Genomic DNA, 16661 nt, shown 5'->3' with positions numbered 1-16661 from the left:
CAGTGCAGAGTAGCTATGTACGGATAGGATAAACGCTGAAAGCATCTAAGCGTGAAACCTGCTTCAAGATGAGTTTACTTTTAAGGGCCGTCGGAGACTACGACGTTGATAGGTTACAGGTGTAAGGGTGGTAACATCGCAGCCGAGTAATACTAATTGCCCGTAAGCTTTAATTTTTTAAATATTACGCTAAAGAATTTTGAATACAACTTTCCCGATATGTTATCTTATTAGTTTGCTGTAAAGCAAAAAAGATCTTATGGTGGTTATGCCGAGGGTGTTCACCTCTTCCCATTCCGAACAGAGAAGTTAAGCCCCTCATGGCCGATGGTACTGCAATATCATGCGGGAGAGTAGGTAGCTGCCATACTTATTAAAAGAAGCCTTAGTGTACAAACACTGAGGCTTCTTTATTTTAAATTATACCCGGACAAAAAAGTTGTCAGGACTCAATACAAAAAATACGATTTACAAGTTCGTCAGAGAACTTTCATAATATATTATCTGCTAACAACAGACAAGATCTTATGGTGGTTATGCCGAGGGTGTTCACCTCTTCCCATTCCGAACAGAGAAGTTAAGCCCCTCATGGCCGATGGTACTGCAATATTATGCGGGAGAGTAGGTAGCTGCCATACTTATTAAAACAAAAGCCTTAGTGTTTCATACACTAAGGCTTTGTTGTTTATATCATCTCCCGGAAATTATCTCCTCAACATTATCTCTACACAATCACCTCCCCGGATATCATCTTCATAAAACTTACCTTCTTACGTGGTTATACCACTTTGCCAGGTCTACTGCCACACCCATATTGAAATTTACAGGCTGGAAATATTCGTTAAAGCTATTGTTGTAATCGTAGGTATTATTGTTATAAAAGCTATTACGATTCAACGCAGTAGAGAACTGCAGCTGCGCCTGGAATTTTACATATTTATAACCCACGCGTACAGTAAATGCAGGCTCATAAAATACCACAGACTTATCATAGATCTTCATATACTTTGATTGCTCTGTTGCCTGGTTTTCAAATGCCTTCATTCCAATATTGCTGTCGTAAAAATTGATGAAGGAAAAACGACTGGAGAACGCAGCTTCCACTACCCGGTGCACAAATCCAAAACTCGGTTGTACAAACACTTTACTGAAACGATTTTGAATAACGTAATCATTCAGAACGGCATTATCAGATTTATATTCACCTGTCAAGGTTTTGAAATGTCCGCTGCCGTAACCGGCATATACATCAAAAACTGCTTTCTTAGCGGAACCAATAGGTTGGAAAAAACCAACGGCGCCTTCGACTAATCCTCCGCGGGTATTATTGTCGTGCAAAATACCATCGTCATCCCGGAAGTTATTGCCAGGATCGGCATAGCTAAATCCCCAGAGATACTGTCCATTGGCCATTACAGCAATATGATCTGTAATCGCAAAGGCGGCCTGCAGATTGCTTGGCGTGACGCTGCCCTTGAATTCATATTTTTCTTTCAGCAGTGGAACGTTTACCTGGTTAGGTACATAAATGTGTTTGTTACAGGATGATACAGCAAATGCAGCACCACACAACAAAGCTGCATAAATGGTTGACTTCATGAAGTGGTAGGTTATGTTATCAGTTAATATTTATAACCCGGAAGATTCCCTTTTAATGAGTTCTACCGGGAATACGTAATTCTTTGTCACTTTCACTGTTTCCTCGTGATTGATCAGCTGAACGATTGTTTCCACTGCTTTCTGTCCCATATTATAACCCGATTGCTCAATCGTGGTGAGCGAAGGTGAAATGATACGGGAAGACAGATCATTGGAATACCCAACTACCTTGATCTGCTCAGGTACAGCGATATTCCGGTTCCTGGCTTCGCGGATGAAAGCCACAGCAGAACTGTCATTCGCCGCAAACATGCCATCAGGCATTTTCTTCGCATCAAATAATTGCTGGGCAGCTACAGTAGCTGCATCCATAGTCAGATCATGAATGTATACCAGCTGTTCATCAAAAGGAATATTGTATTGCGCCAATGCTTCTTTATAGCCTGAAAGCCTTTGTTGATAAAGGTTACAGGTGAGTAGTCCGGAGAAATGGGCAATCCGTTTACAGCCTTGTTTGATCAGGTGTTCGGTTGCCAGAAAGCCTCCTTTGAAATCATCACCGGTAATGGTATAACCCTGAAAGTCGGTCGGCACGCGATCATAAAACACCAGTGGAATATTGTTCTTAATAAACGGACTGAAATGATCAAAGTTGGTGGTGAACATGGACGCTACTGCCAGCAAGCCATCTACACGAAGAGAATAGAAGGTATGCACCAGTTCCTTTTCCATGGCTACGGTTTCATCCGATTGACCAATAACAATGCTAAATCCATACTTGTGCGCCTCATGCTGGATGCCACTAATGGCAGTGCTTTGAAAGTACATCGAAGTACGTGGAACGATCAGCCCGAGGATATTCGACCGCTTCTTACGAAGACTCGATGCTATCCAGTTGGGAACATAGCCCATCTCAGTGGCCGTTGCCTGTACTTTTTCACGTGTTTCCAGGTTGATAAGTGGATTGTTTTGCAATGCACGTGAAACAGTAGATGCCGACAGGTTGAGTTTTTGAGCGATGTCGTATATCGTAATTTTGTTAGTCCGATCTTTCACTTTTGAGGCTTCTAGGTTAATAATGTAGCGATATTAAGCATTTTCCTCAATAATTACCAGCCTTTTGAACATACATAAAACGAAAACCCCCTTCCCAATGTTACTGGAAAGGGGGCAGATATTTTCGTATATACTTTGAAGTTACTTAGGATCCAATGCCTTGCTGATACGGGCAATCAGTTCTTGTATGTGGCTGCGGGTCATGGCATCGCCGCTCCCTGCTGCTGCACGCAGTTCTGTTCTCAGGGCAACCAGCTGTGCACGGCCGATACCGGCGGCGTCAGATCTGGAGGCACTTGGCGGTGCAAAGCCCATCATCATCGGGTTGGAAGGTGCTGCCGGCGCTAACAGGTCGGTCAGGTTATCCACAAATTCACGTTGGAGGTTTCTGCGGTATACATCTACCGGCTGATGAGCGTATATTTCAGAGAAGATAGATTTCTTCAGATCGCTCAGCAACTCAACAGGGGTATACGCTTTTGCACCCTGTGCCGCTTCTCCGCTGATCAGTTTATTGAGCGTGTTGGTGCTCATCAATCTGTCCAGAACAGGCGTCTGGCGGGAGCTGATCAGGGAAATACCATCCATACCGATACGGCTCAGGAGATCCTGGTTGATCAGCCATTTAGGTGTGGTAAACAATTGCTTGTTAAGGAATTGTACTGCTTCTTTCTGTGTAGCTTTTGGTACGTATTCATACACGGTACCGGTTTGTTCTACGGTCTTAGGTGTTTCATAGATACCGCCTACATTTTTAGCAACATGGCCCATGTAACGGCCAAACTGACCAGCTACTTCCTTGTACAGTTCAGAGAGGTTACCATAACCTTCGTTATCTACCTTCGTCCAGGCCAGGAGGTTCGGCATGATGTACTGGAGATTCTTGATACCGTAACCGCTGGCGATCATTGCGTTGTCGCCAAGGTCTTCGTTCTGGGATCTTGGATCGTCCGGGTTCATCTCTGTACCAAACCAGTATTTCTTATCCTTCAGTTTCTCAACCGTCATTTTATTCAGGATCGGCGTTTCCGCGTCAGCAGATTTAGCCTGTGGCAGCAGTTTATAACCCCATTCGATCGCCCATTTATCGTAGTAGTTGATACGGGGATAGAGATCAGCTCCGCTGATGCCATCGCCAGGTTGTGCTACATAGTTAAATCGTGCATAGTCCATGATAGAAGCAGCGTGACCGTTCTTCTTCACCCATTCTTTATCACGCAGTTTTTCAACAGGATAAGTTGAGCTGGAGCCGAAGTTATGGCGCAGACCGAGAGTATGGCCCACTTCGTGAGAAGATACAAAGCGGATCAGTTCACCCATCAGCTCATCGCTGAATTGCATGTTACGGGCGCGTGGATCGTTGGGAGAAGCCTGTACAAAGTACCAGTTGCGCAGCAAACGCATTACGTTGTGGTACCAGTTGATATGGCTCTCAATGATTTCACCGGAGCGGGGATCATGTACGTGAGGACCGCTGGCGTTAGGCACATCGGAAGGTTTGTACACGATAGCGGAGAATCTGGCGTCTTCGATAGACCAGGTAGAATCTTCCTGTGGGGTAGGCGCCATTTTAGCGATGATCGCGTTTTTGAAGCCAGCTTCTTCGAAGGCAGCCTGCCAGTCGTTCACACCCATGATCAGGTATTTACGCCATTTGGCAGGGGTAGCAGGATCTATGTAGAATACGATAGGTTTCGCTGGTTCTACAAGTTCACCGCGTTTATATTTCTCCATATCTTCCGGCTTCGGTTCCAGGCGCCAGCGTGTGATCATCTGGAGTCTTTTCACACCTTGCGGATCCGCATCGAAATCGGTTACACTGGTGGTGAAGTAGCCTACACGTGGATCGAAGTAACGTGGCTGCATAGGGACTGCAGGGAGCAGCACCATGGAGCTGTTTAATTCCACGGTAGCATTGCCACCTGGTGCAGGAGGCATACCAGGACCGGCAGGGCCGCCTGATTTGCCATATGTTTTAACGGTTTTGATTTCGGTGTTCATCGGATAGGATTTTACATCTGTGATGTAAGATTTATCCGGTTGGAAACCACCGATTTTGAGTGCATTTTTGATTTGTCCGTCGAAGAAGAGGACATCATTATCGCCGCCGATGTATTCGGTGAGGTCGATGATGCTGCCTTTATTGTTTTTGGACACCGCTTTCACATCAAATGCAGCAACGATGGGCTGCAGGTTGGAGTTGTTCACAGAAGTGAACATAGGCTGTGTCGAATCTTTTGAAACATCGGAGTAGGAGATATTTTTCAGGAAGATGCGGTTATTCGGGCCTTTTTCAAAGCGCACCACATTTTCGCCGATGATATCACCACTGAAGCCCATCATCATGGCGCGGAGGCCAGCTGCTGATTTGGAGATCCTGTTTACGACCAGGATGTCTCTTCCGAGGAGGGTATCACCGATTTCGAAGAAGAAGCGGTCATCCTGTTTGTAGATGTTAAACAGGCCGGAATCAGCTTTGGCTTTATCTGTAATTACTTCTGCGAAGGGCTTTGGGCCTGCTTTTGGACCTGGTTTGATCATGGGAGGCTTCCCGGTGGAGTCTTTGGCAGGAGCAGGAGTAGTTGGAGCGGCATTGCGGGAGTGTTTTTTCCGCTGTGCGCTAACTGGTTGATAAACTGCAGCACCGAGGCAGATTGCGCCTGCCATGGCTAGTATCAGTTTGTTGTGAATAGGTTTGGTCATTACGATTTAATAATTGGTTTTTGATTGCTTGTTATGTTTTTTTAAAAACCTTTGCAAGTAAGTATATTAAGTATTAACTTATCAGGAAAATCCATAAACGCGGTTATGGCTGTAGGAATGGAAAAAAAGGAGCAGAATTGACAGGTAGGCGTTCAAACATTAGTTGCGGCGGCAACTTTTTTTATGTAAGCATTAATTGTTATAGCAAATAATAATTTGATATGGAGCAGCTGGAAGGCAGGAAGACGATGATGGCTGCGGTGTTGCATTTCACGTTATGGAGGAGTAAAATATTCGATGTTGTGGTGCTAAATGCTATTAGCTTCGCCTGAAAGTGTTGATGGGCGCGGAAATAAATAAGTTAGCAGAATTGTAAGAATTATGTTGGAACATTTGAATTTTTTCTTAAATTGTGCGTCCAACTTTGAAAAAAATCAAACTATTTCAAGAATTGGGACAGTAACAATCAGTTGTGAGAACTGCAATATTGGTTTATTCGCTTATGTAAGTGTTTGCTCTAAAAAAATGAGTGGTCTAAAAGCCCTGTGATGGGGCTTTTGCGTGTGAAGGTTAATTTTTGTGGGTTTTTTTGGGCTGCACTTGTTTTTTTGGACCAACCGTATAACTTTGCGAATCACTGATTAAAACAGTAAATTGAGTGCTGAGTGGCATTCTAAAGAAAACAGTAACTTCTAACAAACAATAGTTTAATTTTTAACACTAAAATTTCAATCAACATGGCTGAGACTAAAACAACTGTGACTGCAGCTACAGCTAAGGCTTCTTCTCATCAACCTAAAAAGTCATCCAACCTGTTCGCGACGTTGGCTGTGCCTATCTGCTTAGTGATAGGATTCCTGTTTTTCTTTTTTGTATTAGGTAATCCAGCCAATTTCCAGGGTAATAATCCCGATGGACATCCTATAGATTCAGGTATCGGTAAGTGGTTTGGAACTGTTTACAAGGGTGGACTTGTAGTACCTGTATTGATTTCAGTATTACTGGTGTGTTTGACTTTCGTGATCGAGCGCTTCCTGTATCTGTCAAAAGCAAAAGGTAAATTTAGCGGTTCTGAACTGGTACGTAAAGTACAGTATCACCTGGCTAACAAAAATGTAGACGCAGCATTAGCTGAGTGTGACAAACAGAAAGGTTCTGTAGGTAACGTTCTGAAAGCTGGTCTGAAAAAGTACAAAGAAATGGTTACTAACGCTGATCTGGATACAGAACAGAAGATCCTGACCATTAAAAATGAAATTGAAGAAACAACCGCACTGGAACTGCCAATGATGGAAAAGAACCTGGTGTTCCTGTCTACCATTGCATCAGTAGCAACCCTGTTGGGTCTGTTCGGTACAGTATTGGGTATGATCAAGGCGTTCTCTGCGATGTCTTCCGGTGGTGCTCCAGATTCTGCACAGCTGGCGTTAGGTATCTCTGAGGCGTTGATCAACACCGCTCTGGGTATCGGTACATCCGCTATTGCGATCATCATGTACAACTACTTTACTACCAATATCGATGCTATCACTTACGCTATCGACGAGTCTGGCTTTACTTTAACACAGAGCTTCGCTGCTAACCACAAATAATTTTCAGATTATTTTGTGGAATTTGAGCGGTTTTGAATCTAATTAAAGTAAATCATAAAACAGAATAAAGATGCCTAAAGTTAAAATGCCAAGGAAAAGCACCGCCATTGACATGACAGCAATGTGTGATGTGGCTTTCCTGCTGTTAACTTTCTTTATGCTGGCTACTAAGTTCAAACCGGATGAACCGGTAACGGTAGTTACCCCATCCTCTATTAACACCACCCTTTTGCCTGATTCTGATGTGTTATTATTCACAGTGGATAAGGATGGCAGAGTGTTTTTCAGCATGGATGGTCAGCCTAAAAGAAAAAAGCTGATAGAAGATCTGAACACGCAGTACAAACTGGGCCTGGATGATAAAGAAATCAAAAGCTTTGTGACCGGAGCAAGTGTTGGAGCACCAATTAAAGATCTGAAACAATACCTGGCCCTCTCTGAGGATCAGCGTAAAAAATCAGGACTGGACAAAGGAATTCCTACAGATTCTGCTAACAATGAATTAGGTGCCTGGATTGAGTACGGTATTGCAGCACAGGAAGGAAACGTAGCCCGTCTGAAATATTGTATCAAAGCAGATAACGAGACGCCTTATCCAAAAATCAAGGAAATTCTGGAAACGTTTAAAAAGAAACACATCCAGAAACTGAACCTGGTTACTAACCTGGAAGAGCCACCGAAAGGTACAGCTGCCTGGTTAGAGGCGAACGCACCTAAGAAGTAAACGACAGCAAGTGCTTCCTGACCTGGAAGGCTGTTGATTTAAGAACTAAAAAAAATTGGCTACTATGGCAGAAATGGATACCAGTAGTAGTGGTGGCGGGAAGAAACACGGTGGGACGAAATCCAAGAAACAGTCTACCCGTGTAGATATGACACCCATGGTTGATTTAGGTTTTCTCTTGATTACCTTCTTCATGCTGACCACTACCATGTCCAAGCCCAAAACAATGGACTTGATCATGCCAAAGGATACCGAAAATGAAAAGGACCAGAACAAAGTAAAAGAAAGTACGGCCCTGACCATTTTACTCGGAAAAGATAATCGAGTTTACTATTACGAAGGTTTGGCGCAAGACCCTAATGCTTCTGCTAATCCTGACTTCTTCAAGGCAACCTCTTTTGCCAATACCGGAGGAATCAGAGATGAGATCATCAGAAAGCGGGACGAAGTTGCCAGACTGAGAAATGCAAAAGGTGAACCAGAAGACGTTGTGGTGATTATTAAAGCGGATGATGACGCCAACTACAAAAATTTCGTGGATATTCTCGACGAAATGGCCATCAACCGGATTCAGCGTTATGCAACCGTAGACATCAGTGACCAGGATAAAAAATGGATACAGTCTACCGAAGCTGCTAACGGTGTTCAAAGTACACCCGCACCGCCGGCTAAATAACTAATTATTTTTTTGCATCCATCATAAAACAACAACAATGGATTCTGCTAAAGTCTTAAAGTCCGATTTTCTTGATATCCTGTTTGACGGCAGGAACAAGGAGTATGGGGCGTACGATTTGCGGAGACAGTATAATAAGCGTGTGCGGAATGCCATTTTGGGAACCGCGTCATTGTTTGTAATATTCTTTGCAACGTACATGATATCACAGTGGGTTAAAGCTTCCGAGGGTGACAACACGAAGAAGCCAGTGATTCAGGAAATTAAGATGGAAGATGTGAAGTTACCGGATGATCCGAAAACGCCACCTCCGCCACCTCCACCTCCTGCACCACCACCACCGGTAAAACCGTCAGTACAATTTACTCCTCCGGTTATCAAGAAGGATAATGAAGTACCACCGGATGAGGAACCTCCGAAACACGAGGACATTAAAGATAAAGCCATCAGTACCAAAACTGTAGATGGTGATCCAAACGGAGTTGATCCGGGATTACTGGAAGATAGCAAAGGTACCGGTGTAGTAGGCCCGCCTCCTGCTCCTGCAAAAGAAGAAATCTTCACTTTCGTAGAGCAACCTCCTACCTTCCCGGGTGGAGAAGAAGCACTGGCCAAGTACCTGAGCAAAAATATCCGTTACCCACGCGTTGCGCAGGAAAATGGTATCTCCGGTACAGTATTCGTTCAGTTCGTAGTAGATTCTGAAGGAAACATTAAAGATGTAAAAACAGTTGGCGCCGCAAAAGGTGGTGGTCTGGAAGAAGAAGCTGTGCGCGTGGTGAGAACCATGCCTAAATGGAAAGCTGGTAAGCAAAATGGCCGCCAGGTTTCTGTACAGTTCAACCTCCCTATCCGCTTTACTTTGCAGGAGTAGTACTGTCAAAAGCATATATCATAAAGTCCCGTTTCAACATCGTTGGAACGGGACTTTTGATTTTCAGAAATTGGTGATCGCCCCGATTGTGCGTAAATTTGTGCCCTTTGAGAATATTTAAACCAAACAGGTATGCTGGGTAAATTAACAGGATTTGATGATACAATTGTGGCAGTAGCAACCGCCCCCGGGCTCGGCGCGATTGCCGTAATACGCCTGAGTGGCCCCGATACCTACCGCATCTGCAATCACCTGTTCCCTGCTAAAGATCTCCTGCAGCAAGCCAGTCACACCCTGCATTTCGGCAGCATTGTTTCCGAAGGCCATGTCATCGATGAAGTAGTGGTAAGCCTGTATAAAGGCCCCCGTTCCTATACCGGTGAAGATGTAATAGAAATATCCTGCCACGGTTCCCCCTATATCCAGCAACAGATCATAGACGCTACTATCAAAGCTGGTGCACGCCTGGCCAAACCCGGTGAGTTTACCCAAAGAGCATTCCTCAATGGTAAATTAGATCTCACCCAGGCGGAATCAGTGGCGGATCTGATTGCCAGTAATTCCGCCGCTTCCCACCAGACAGCTATGCAGCAAATGCGTGGAGGCTTCTCTAAAGAATTACATGCCCTCCGGGAGCAATTAATCACCTTTTCCGCCCTGATCGAACTCGAATTGGACTTCAGCCAGGAAGATGTGGAATTCGCCGATCGTACGGGCTTATATACCCTTGTAACCAATGCCACCGGTGTGGTGAAACACCTGATCGATTCCTTCCGCATGGGCAACGTGATCAAAAATGGCGTAAACACCGCTATTGTGGGTAAACCCAACGCAGGTAAATCTACCTTGCTCAATACCCTCCTCAATGAAAACCGTGCAATCGTAAGTGATATCGCAGGTACCACCCGCGATACCATCGAAGAAGTACTCAACATAGACGGTATCCTCTTCCGCCTCATCGATACCGCCGGTATCCGCGAAAGCCTCGATACCATCGAAAGCATCGGTGTGCAGAAAACTATGGAGAAAATCCGCGAAGCCGGTGTCGTTGTTTATCTGTTTGATGTGAACGAGCTATCTGAAACGGATATACGTAATCAGATTGCTACCTTTAAAGCACAGGAAGTAAACTATCTCCTGGTAGGAAATAAAACAGATGTAACCGGTGAAGCTGCCATCCGCAACAAATTCGCCGCTATCCCTGAAATACTTTTCATTTCCGCCAAGAACCACGCACATATACAGGATCTCAAAGATGCACTCGTCCATAAGGTAATGGCCGGCGATGTGAATACAGAAGATACTATTATCACCAATGCCCGTCATCATGCTGCCCTGCAGGAAGTGCTTAAATCACTCATGGATGTAAAACAGGGAATGGATAACGGTTTGCCAGGAGATTTACTGGCATTGGATATCCGGCTTTGTTTGCATTATCTTGGAGAGATTACAGGAGAGGTGACGAATGAGGATAGATTGGATTATATATTTAGCAAGTTTTGTATCGGGAAGTAGGGGCTTTCTTTTATTTACATCTACTTTTCTTTATTTGCCTAACGTAATGCTTATCAGAGTTGCATCTTGATAGGATGCCTGATTTTTCCTTTGTTTTATTTTGTTGTTGATCCATAAACCTCTAAATTAGTAATAAGATACGGAGGTACAAATATGCATGGGGAAATAGGGAAATAATGGCAGTAATTGACACTATAAGACAGTATTAGGCAGTTTAATTCATCCCCAGACAGTAGCCTCCCAATAGTTCCAATTTCAACTTCTAAAAAATGAGTAGTCATTTAAGGATAAAGAAGATTTGTGAGCATTGCGGAGAAGTGTTCATCGCCCAAAAGACAGTAACCAAATTCTGTTCGCTTACCTGCGCCCGCCGCAATTATAAACTACGAGAGAAAAAAGAACGTATACAAAAAGTAGAGTCAGAAACAAACACTCAACTTCTTTCTAAATCCAGGTTGGTTGACACCCCGGACTCAAAGCCATTGGGTGACCTGATAGATATTAAGGCGCTATCTTCTCTTACCAGCATCAGCGAACGTACTTTATTCCGGTTGATTAAAGACGAGGATTTTCCTAAGCTGAAAGTGGGGCGTAGTCTTCTTTTTCACCGGCAAACCGTGATAGATTATTTAACCACCAAATACGGGAATATATGAGAGGAGCGTTGAGACAGAAGAAGCTGAAGAGTGGGAAGCTCAGTCTTTATATAGATTACTATCCGCCTGTATGGAATCCGCAAGCCAAACAATACACGCGCCGGGAGTTCCTGAATCTACATCTACACGCTAATCCTGTTACTCCATTGGAGAAACAGGAGAACAAGCTGTATAACGAGATTGCCGAAAAGATTTATCTCAAACGCATGAAAGCCCTGATGCTGGATGCTAACGGCCTGTATAATAAAGATGCACTGGATGCAGATTTCTACTTGTATGCGTTGAATTTTATTCGCGGAAAGCAGCGTGAAGGTGTTGATACTACTCACCATGAAACAGCTATTAAATATCTGAAACGCTGGATGGGAGAGCATTTTAAATTCAGAAATATTGATGAAATATTTCTGAAGAAGTTCAAAGAGTACCTGTTAACTACCAATTCACTAAAGTCGTCCAAATCGAAGCTGGCGCAGAATTCGGCGGCTTCTTATTATGATAAATTTATTCTCATTATTCAGAGTGCTTTCTTAGATAAGTATCTACCGGAAGATTATAGTTTGCGTGTACCGCGAATCAGTAATGTAGATACCTTCCGACAGATCATTGATGACGAAGAGTTACGTTTGTTATTAGAGAATCCCATTGATGATGATACTGTTTTCCGATCTTCCATTTTTGCTTTGCTAAGTGGCTTCCGGTTTAGTGCTATTAAAGTACTTAAGTGGAGGGATTTGCACTTCTCCGAAGCATTGTGTACCTGGTATGTATATATGATAGACCCCAAGCCGGAACGATCTTTCAAGCATTACATCAGTCAGCAGGCGGTAAATATATTAGGAGAGAAGCAGGAAGGAGATAAGCTAATATTTCCGGATCTCAATTATTCCCGCACTCGTACAAGGTTGCAGGAATGGTTTGCCAGAGTGGGTTTAAAAGATAAGGCTAAGTTCCATAACTGGCGGCATAAGTACGCCACCGACCTGATAGAAAAAGGAGAAGATATTTATGTTGTCAGCAAAATGCTGAATCATAAGCATGTGAAGACTACGCAAATCTATGCGAAGGTGCCGGATACCAATAGGGCTAAAGCAGCCAGCAAGGCTATTAATAAACATTTAAATTAACCCCTCATGAGTTTATCGCCTATTGAGCAGAGATTGGATCGGATGGAGAGCGATATCCAGCAGATCAAAGGTATGTTGTCTGAATTGCTGGATTTGTCCAAAGGGGCTTTTCAGTCGCATGCTCACGAGAATATTATGTCGGCAAAGGAGGTAGCGGATCTGCTCCGGCTGGATGTCAATGTTATTTATGGGAAGTGTTCTAAAAGAGAGATACCATTTTTTAGGATGGGGAAGTTGTATAAATTTAAGAAGTCGGAGATATTGGAGTGGGTGAAGAGGCAGGATGATAGCGCTGCTTTTTCAGTGGATGATTATGTCAATAGGTATTTGCAAGGTAGAATATTAAAAGGCTGATTATTGATAGATAAATTTTATCATTCTTATTTAAACTTATATACCTGTAAAGTATGGAAGAAGCCTCAAAAATTGAGCATCAAATGGCGGTCGCTTTAAGGGACTTTGATATTTTATTACAAAAAGGGAATTTAGGATTTTATAATAGTTGTGCAGTTACTGAGATCTTTTTACATGATAGGAAAGACAATGTTACTAGTAATGTTTTTATAAGAGTAGCCTTTCAAGAAAAGGCTGTTACTGAGAAGCAAAAATTTTTGACGAAGAAGCTTCATGATTTTGATGGAGATCTAAAAATTGGAGCCTTGACTTATGAATTAAGTGTGGATGAAGCATATAAACGATTTAATAAGATTGTCAGTGATAGAATTTGGCTAGGCCCTGAGGGTACTGAATTAAAAGTTAATTTGGGGAAGGTTCTTCCCAAACAGTATATAGGTTGGAATGAAGAAATAAGATTGAATAAACTTCTAGTACCTAGTGGCAGTGGTTCTCATATTGTTGAATTTTTTGACCATAGTAAAGAGATTTTCCAATCTATTTTTCAACTTCCTAATACGGAAAAGTTTAATAAAGTATGTGTAATGTTAAAAGATCTTACCGGAATTGATCTTTCTATTGCATTTGATAGATTAGGTAATATTATTTTTCAATTTCCTGTAGATATTCTAAAGTATAAAGTAAATCCTGTTAAAACATCAACTGGTTTTAGCATTGATTTTAAGTGGCATTCCAAGTTAAGCAATATTCCGGAATGTAATATTCATATATATTCAAAAATAGAAGATGGTTATATGGGTGCTGCTCTAATTGATTATAATGGTGAGGCGAATCAAGTGATAGAAATCGGTAACCTAGACAATAATCCGAAAGCCCTGATATATAGAAAATCCCCCAACCTCCTTATTGGTATGTATGAAAATTGTTGTTCAAGACCCCTAGGCGTTGAGGTGGGGATTGAGAATGGAGCTAGAGTTTTTGCTAGTGACGGAGAATTAATCCAGATAGATATCTTTAAATTCGAAAGCGGAAATAAAAATGGAAGAGATTATTTGGACTTTATAAATAGCAATTTATATTCCATAGAGAGAGAGAATTTAGAAAAGGAATTAAAATTTAAGCAGTACTTCAACGGAACAAGAGAACAGGCACTGAAGGATCTGCGTCGATTAACTAACATGAATAATAAGTATGGCGTCTATTTATGGGATCCATTTTTAACTCCTAATGATTTATTTGATACTATTTATTTTAGTTCTAGATATGATATCCCATTAAAGGCTATAGGATCAATTAATGATTCTACTAAGTTGATTAATGGAGGCAGTCATAAGTCTTCTGATCAGATAATTACTGATTATAAAACAGTCCTGGAAGATCCTAAATATAAAAATATTGGATTAAATCTAGAATTTCGACTACAACATTCAGGGTACGGATATGGTTTTCATGATCGGTTTTTAATTTTTCCAGGTGGTATCGATAAACAGGCAAAAGCATATTCACTTGGAACTTCCGTTAATTCAATTGGCAAAAGCCATCATATAGTGCAAGAAGTTGCACACCCTCAACGTGTGATAGATGCTTTTAATGATCTATGGGGAAAACTTCAGGCAAAGGAATGTTTGGTTTGGAAACATCCATAATGTCTTACTCCCTAGATGAAGGTGCTCAAAAGCTGATTGTAGTATTGGAGAAATCAACAGTTCGGAATTTCCGAACTGTTGGAGCTGTTTCTTTTTTTGAAATAGTTTAGAATATAAAATATCCGTTGTACAAGTAGTCTAGGCGCCCAACTAATCGGAGTTAAGCCCCAATAACTGTTGAATATCATTCCGTAAAAAAAAGACACGTGAACGCACTTTGTATGGTTTAAGTTTACCATGCCTGATCCAGTCGTAGATAGTTGGTTTGGTGACCTGGAATAATTCGCAGACTTCATTCATCTTATACAGCGGCTTATATTTGAGTCCCGGCGTTTCATAGAGAGAGCTTGGTAGAGTCACCCTGTTAATGCTAGCAACCTCCTCACGAACGATTAGCCTAATTTGCCGCCAAAATTCATCAGGCTCAAATGGGAATAACATTGGCATCTGAGCTTTTTTAATTTGCACATTTTCTTCCATACACTTTAAACTTTTATAAGAAGTAAATATAAAATTATAGGCTGGATGAAAAATGTTAAATGTATAGCTATGTCGATTTTTTATTAGTTTGCGATTACAGAGAATTCAAGAGGTTTATATATTCACTTACTCAACCAATTTATACGAATGGAAACTCCTTTCTTCAATAATGTGTTTAATTATCCCATAACAGAATTTGAGAAGCATCTAAAACAAGAAAGTAATAATAGAATTTTCTTTTCTGGGAGATATGGTACTGGTAAGACATCTTTTATTACACGCTATTTCGGCCATAACGAGTGTAGAGACCTCTATGAAGTGTATCACCTTTTTCCTGTCAATTATTCCATATCTTCAAATGAGGATATTATAAAGTATATAAAGTATGACATTATTCTTGGGATGCTTGAGCGTAATGAGTCGTTTCCAGAAGAGAGTAAAGGGTACTTAAAAACTTTGCCTGCCTTTCTGTTAAAAAGAATGGATAAAGTATTTGAAGCTATTTTATCAATGGTTCCAGAGGTTGGGAAGAGTGTGTTAGATATGTATGAAAAGTTAGGTAAGTTAAAGGATGAATATCTATCGTATCATGATCAGGAAAATATTGGCGATGGCGATAAATTGGCAGAATATATTGATGTCCTGGAGGGACAGAATGGTAGCTTGGTTGAAAATGACGTAATCACAAAAATTATATCTGCAAAAATCCAATCCAGTAGACCTAAAGAGTCGATATTAGTCGTAGATGATCTTGATCGTTTGGACCCTGAACATGTTTTTAGGATACTGAATGTTTTTGCTGCCCATTTTGATACCAAAGCAAGCACCAGAGATGCAAATAAGTTCGGATTTGATAAGGTGATCATTGTTGGTGACATTGAAAATATCAGGAATATTTTTCATCACCGCTATGGTTCACAAGTAGATTTTACTGGTTATATCGATAAATTTTATAGCTCTGATATATATCATTTTGACAATAGAGGGGCAATGGAAAAGGTTGCTGAAAAAGTAGTTAATTCTTATACACTAGATGGCAATAAAGATAGAGCAATGGACCTCTATTTTAAAGATGGTTTCTTGTTCGCAATTATAAAATCGTTGCTTGAAAAGGGGAATCTAAGCCTGAGGGCTATACTTAATACTTATAGTAAAGAGCTAACATATCATAATGAAGACGTTGATTTAATGTATTATCATAAAGTTTCGGCATGGCGGGTGCCAATGATTTATAGGTTGAAATATCTGTCTGAATTAATAGGTGGTAAAAACAATTTGGTAGCCATATTTGAGAAATTTAAAAGAGGAGATATCATATTTGACGATATCTCTTTCTACCCAGGTAATCTGTTATATATCTTGAATTACAATATAGAAGGTAGACAGAAAGGACTAACCGCTGTCATTTATAAAGATGAAGAATATCTCTTGGAACCAGAAAGAGACTTTTATTCAGACTCCATAAGTAGAGTGAAGATGTATAAATCTTTGAAATCCGGTATCAACGGCGATTTTAGTAAGGGCGAAGAATATCGCGCTACTGTAGATGAGTTTTGGCAATTAAATATTGACGTTGTTAACAGACTTAATGTATTAGGTTATATAAAATAATAGTATTCTTAGGGTGCCTTGAAAAGGCGGAATGACGCACTTGTCAGATCT

General features: G+C 41.4%; 14 protein-coding genes and 3 rRNA genes. 13 read left to right on the top strand and 4 right to left on the bottom strand.

Annotated features, from left to right (window positions below):
- The 3 genes from BMW79_RS33060 to rrf (BMW79_RS33050) form a co-directional block, all read left to right on the top strand.
- Positions 1–177, top strand: a 23S ribosomal RNA gene (locus BMW79_RS33060); the annotation flags it as partial.
- Positions 178–258: 81 nt separating this feature from the next.
- Positions 259–370: ribosomal RNA gene (gene rrf, locus BMW79_RS33055) — 5S ribosomal RNA — on the top strand.
- A gap of 156 nt (positions 371–526) precedes the next feature.
- Positions 527–638, top strand: a 5S ribosomal RNA gene (gene rrf / locus BMW79_RS33050).
- Between the two features lie 124 nt (positions 639–762).
- On the opposite strand, the gene BMW79_RS33045 is transcribed toward rrf (BMW79_RS33050), so the two are convergent.
- The 3 genes from BMW79_RS33045 to BMW79_RS33035 form a co-directional block, all read right to left on the bottom strand.
- Positions 763–1599, bottom strand: a complete 837-nt coding sequence (locus BMW79_RS33045) for a hypothetical protein (protein ID WP_089903859.1) — start codon at positions 1597–1599, stop codon at positions 763–765.
- Between the two features lie 30 nt (positions 1600–1629).
- Positions 1630–2655, bottom strand: coding sequence for a LacI family DNA-binding transcriptional regulator (locus tag BMW79_RS33040; RefSeq protein ID WP_089903855.1), 1026 nt, complete (start codon positions 2653–2655; stop codon positions 1630–1632).
- Positions 2656–2796: 141 nt separating this feature from the next.
- Complete coding sequence (locus BMW79_RS33035) at positions 2797–5322, bottom strand: zinc-dependent metalloprotease (protein WP_218150495.1); 2526 nt, start codon at positions 5320–5322, stop codon at positions 2797–2799.
- Between the two features lie 773 nt (positions 5323–6095).
- On the opposite strand from BMW79_RS33035, the gene BMW79_RS33030 reads away from it, so the two are divergent.
- The 9 genes from BMW79_RS33030 (at position 6096) to BMW79_RS32990 (ending at position 14519) form a co-directional block, all read left to right on the top strand.
- Positions 6096–6950: a MotA/TolQ/ExbB proton channel family protein gene (locus BMW79_RS33030; protein WP_089903849.1), complete on the top strand. Its 855-nt coding sequence runs from the start codon at positions 6096–6098 to the stop codon at positions 6948–6950.
- 70 nt (positions 6951–7020) lie between these two features.
- On the top strand, positions 7021–7674 hold the full coding sequence (locus BMW79_RS33025; protein ID WP_089903846.1) for an ExbD/TolR family protein: 654 nt from the start codon (positions 7021–7023) through the stop codon (positions 7672–7674).
- A gap of 64 nt (positions 7675–7738) precedes the next feature.
- On the top strand, positions 7739–8350 hold the full coding sequence (locus BMW79_RS33020; protein WP_089903843.1) for an ExbD/TolR family protein: 612 nt from the start codon (positions 7739–7741) through the stop codon (positions 8348–8350).
- A 199-nt stretch (positions 8351–8549) separates the two neighbouring features.
- Positions 8550–9224, top strand: a complete 675-nt coding sequence (locus tag BMW79_RS33015) for an energy transducer TonB (RefSeq protein ID WP_177192431.1) — start codon at positions 8550–8552, stop codon at positions 9222–9224.
- A 132-nt stretch (positions 9225–9356) separates the two neighbouring features.
- The gene (gene mnmE / locus BMW79_RS33010; protein WP_089903835.1) at positions 9357–10739 is read left to right on the top strand and encodes a tRNA uridine-5-carboxymethylaminomethyl(34) synthesis GTPase MnmE; all 1383 of its coding nucleotides are present in this window, start codon (positions 9357–9359) and stop codon (positions 10737–10739) included.
- A gap of 269 nt (positions 10740–11008) precedes the next feature.
- Positions 11009–11395, top strand: coding sequence for a helix-turn-helix transcriptional regulator (locus BMW79_RS33005; RefSeq protein WP_089903832.1), 387 nt, complete (start codon positions 11009–11011; stop codon positions 11393–11395).
- Positions 11392–12519, top strand: coding sequence for a tyrosine-type recombinase/integrase (locus BMW79_RS33000; RefSeq protein ID WP_089903829.1), 1128 nt, complete (start codon positions 11392–11394; stop codon positions 12517–12519). The genes BMW79_RS33005 and BMW79_RS33000 overlap by 4 nt, the downstream gene beginning before the upstream one ends.
- Positions 12520–12525: 6 nt before the next feature.
- On the top strand, positions 12526–12873 hold the full coding sequence (locus BMW79_RS32995; protein WP_089903826.1) for a helix-turn-helix domain-containing protein: 348 nt from the start codon (positions 12526–12528) through the stop codon (positions 12871–12873).
- 53 nt (positions 12874–12926) lie between these two features.
- Positions 12927–14519 carry a VPA1262 family N-terminal domain-containing protein gene (locus tag BMW79_RS32990; protein ID WP_089903822.1) on the top strand — a complete coding sequence of 531 codons (1593 nt, stop codon included), beginning with the start codon at positions 12927–12929 and terminating at the stop codon, positions 14517–14519.
- Between the two features lie 150 nt (positions 14520–14669).
- Here the strand turns inward: BMW79_RS32990 and BMW79_RS32985 are convergent, their stop codons facing one another.
- Positions 14670–14999, bottom strand: a complete 330-nt coding sequence (locus tag BMW79_RS32985) for a helix-turn-helix domain-containing protein (protein ID WP_089903819.1) — start codon at positions 14997–14999, stop codon at positions 14670–14672.
- 147 nt (positions 15000–15146) lie between these two features.
- Between BMW79_RS32985 and BMW79_RS32980 the strand changes: the two genes are divergently transcribed.
- Positions 15147–16610 carry a P-loop NTPase fold protein gene (locus BMW79_RS32980; RefSeq protein WP_089903816.1) on the top strand — a complete coding sequence of 488 codons (1464 nt, stop codon included), beginning with the start codon at positions 15147–15149 and terminating at the stop codon, positions 16608–16610.
- Positions 16611–16661 lie beyond the last annotated feature (51 nt).

Origin of the sequence: Chitinophaga arvensicola, from assembly GCF_900110835.1 — a bacterium.
Taxonomy (GTDB): Bacteria; Bacteroidota; Bacteroidia; order Chitinophagales; family Chitinophagaceae; genus Chitinophaga; species Chitinophaga arvensicola.
Note: the sequence above shows the minus strand (reverse complement) of the source record. Positions and strands in the feature narration are given on the sequence as shown.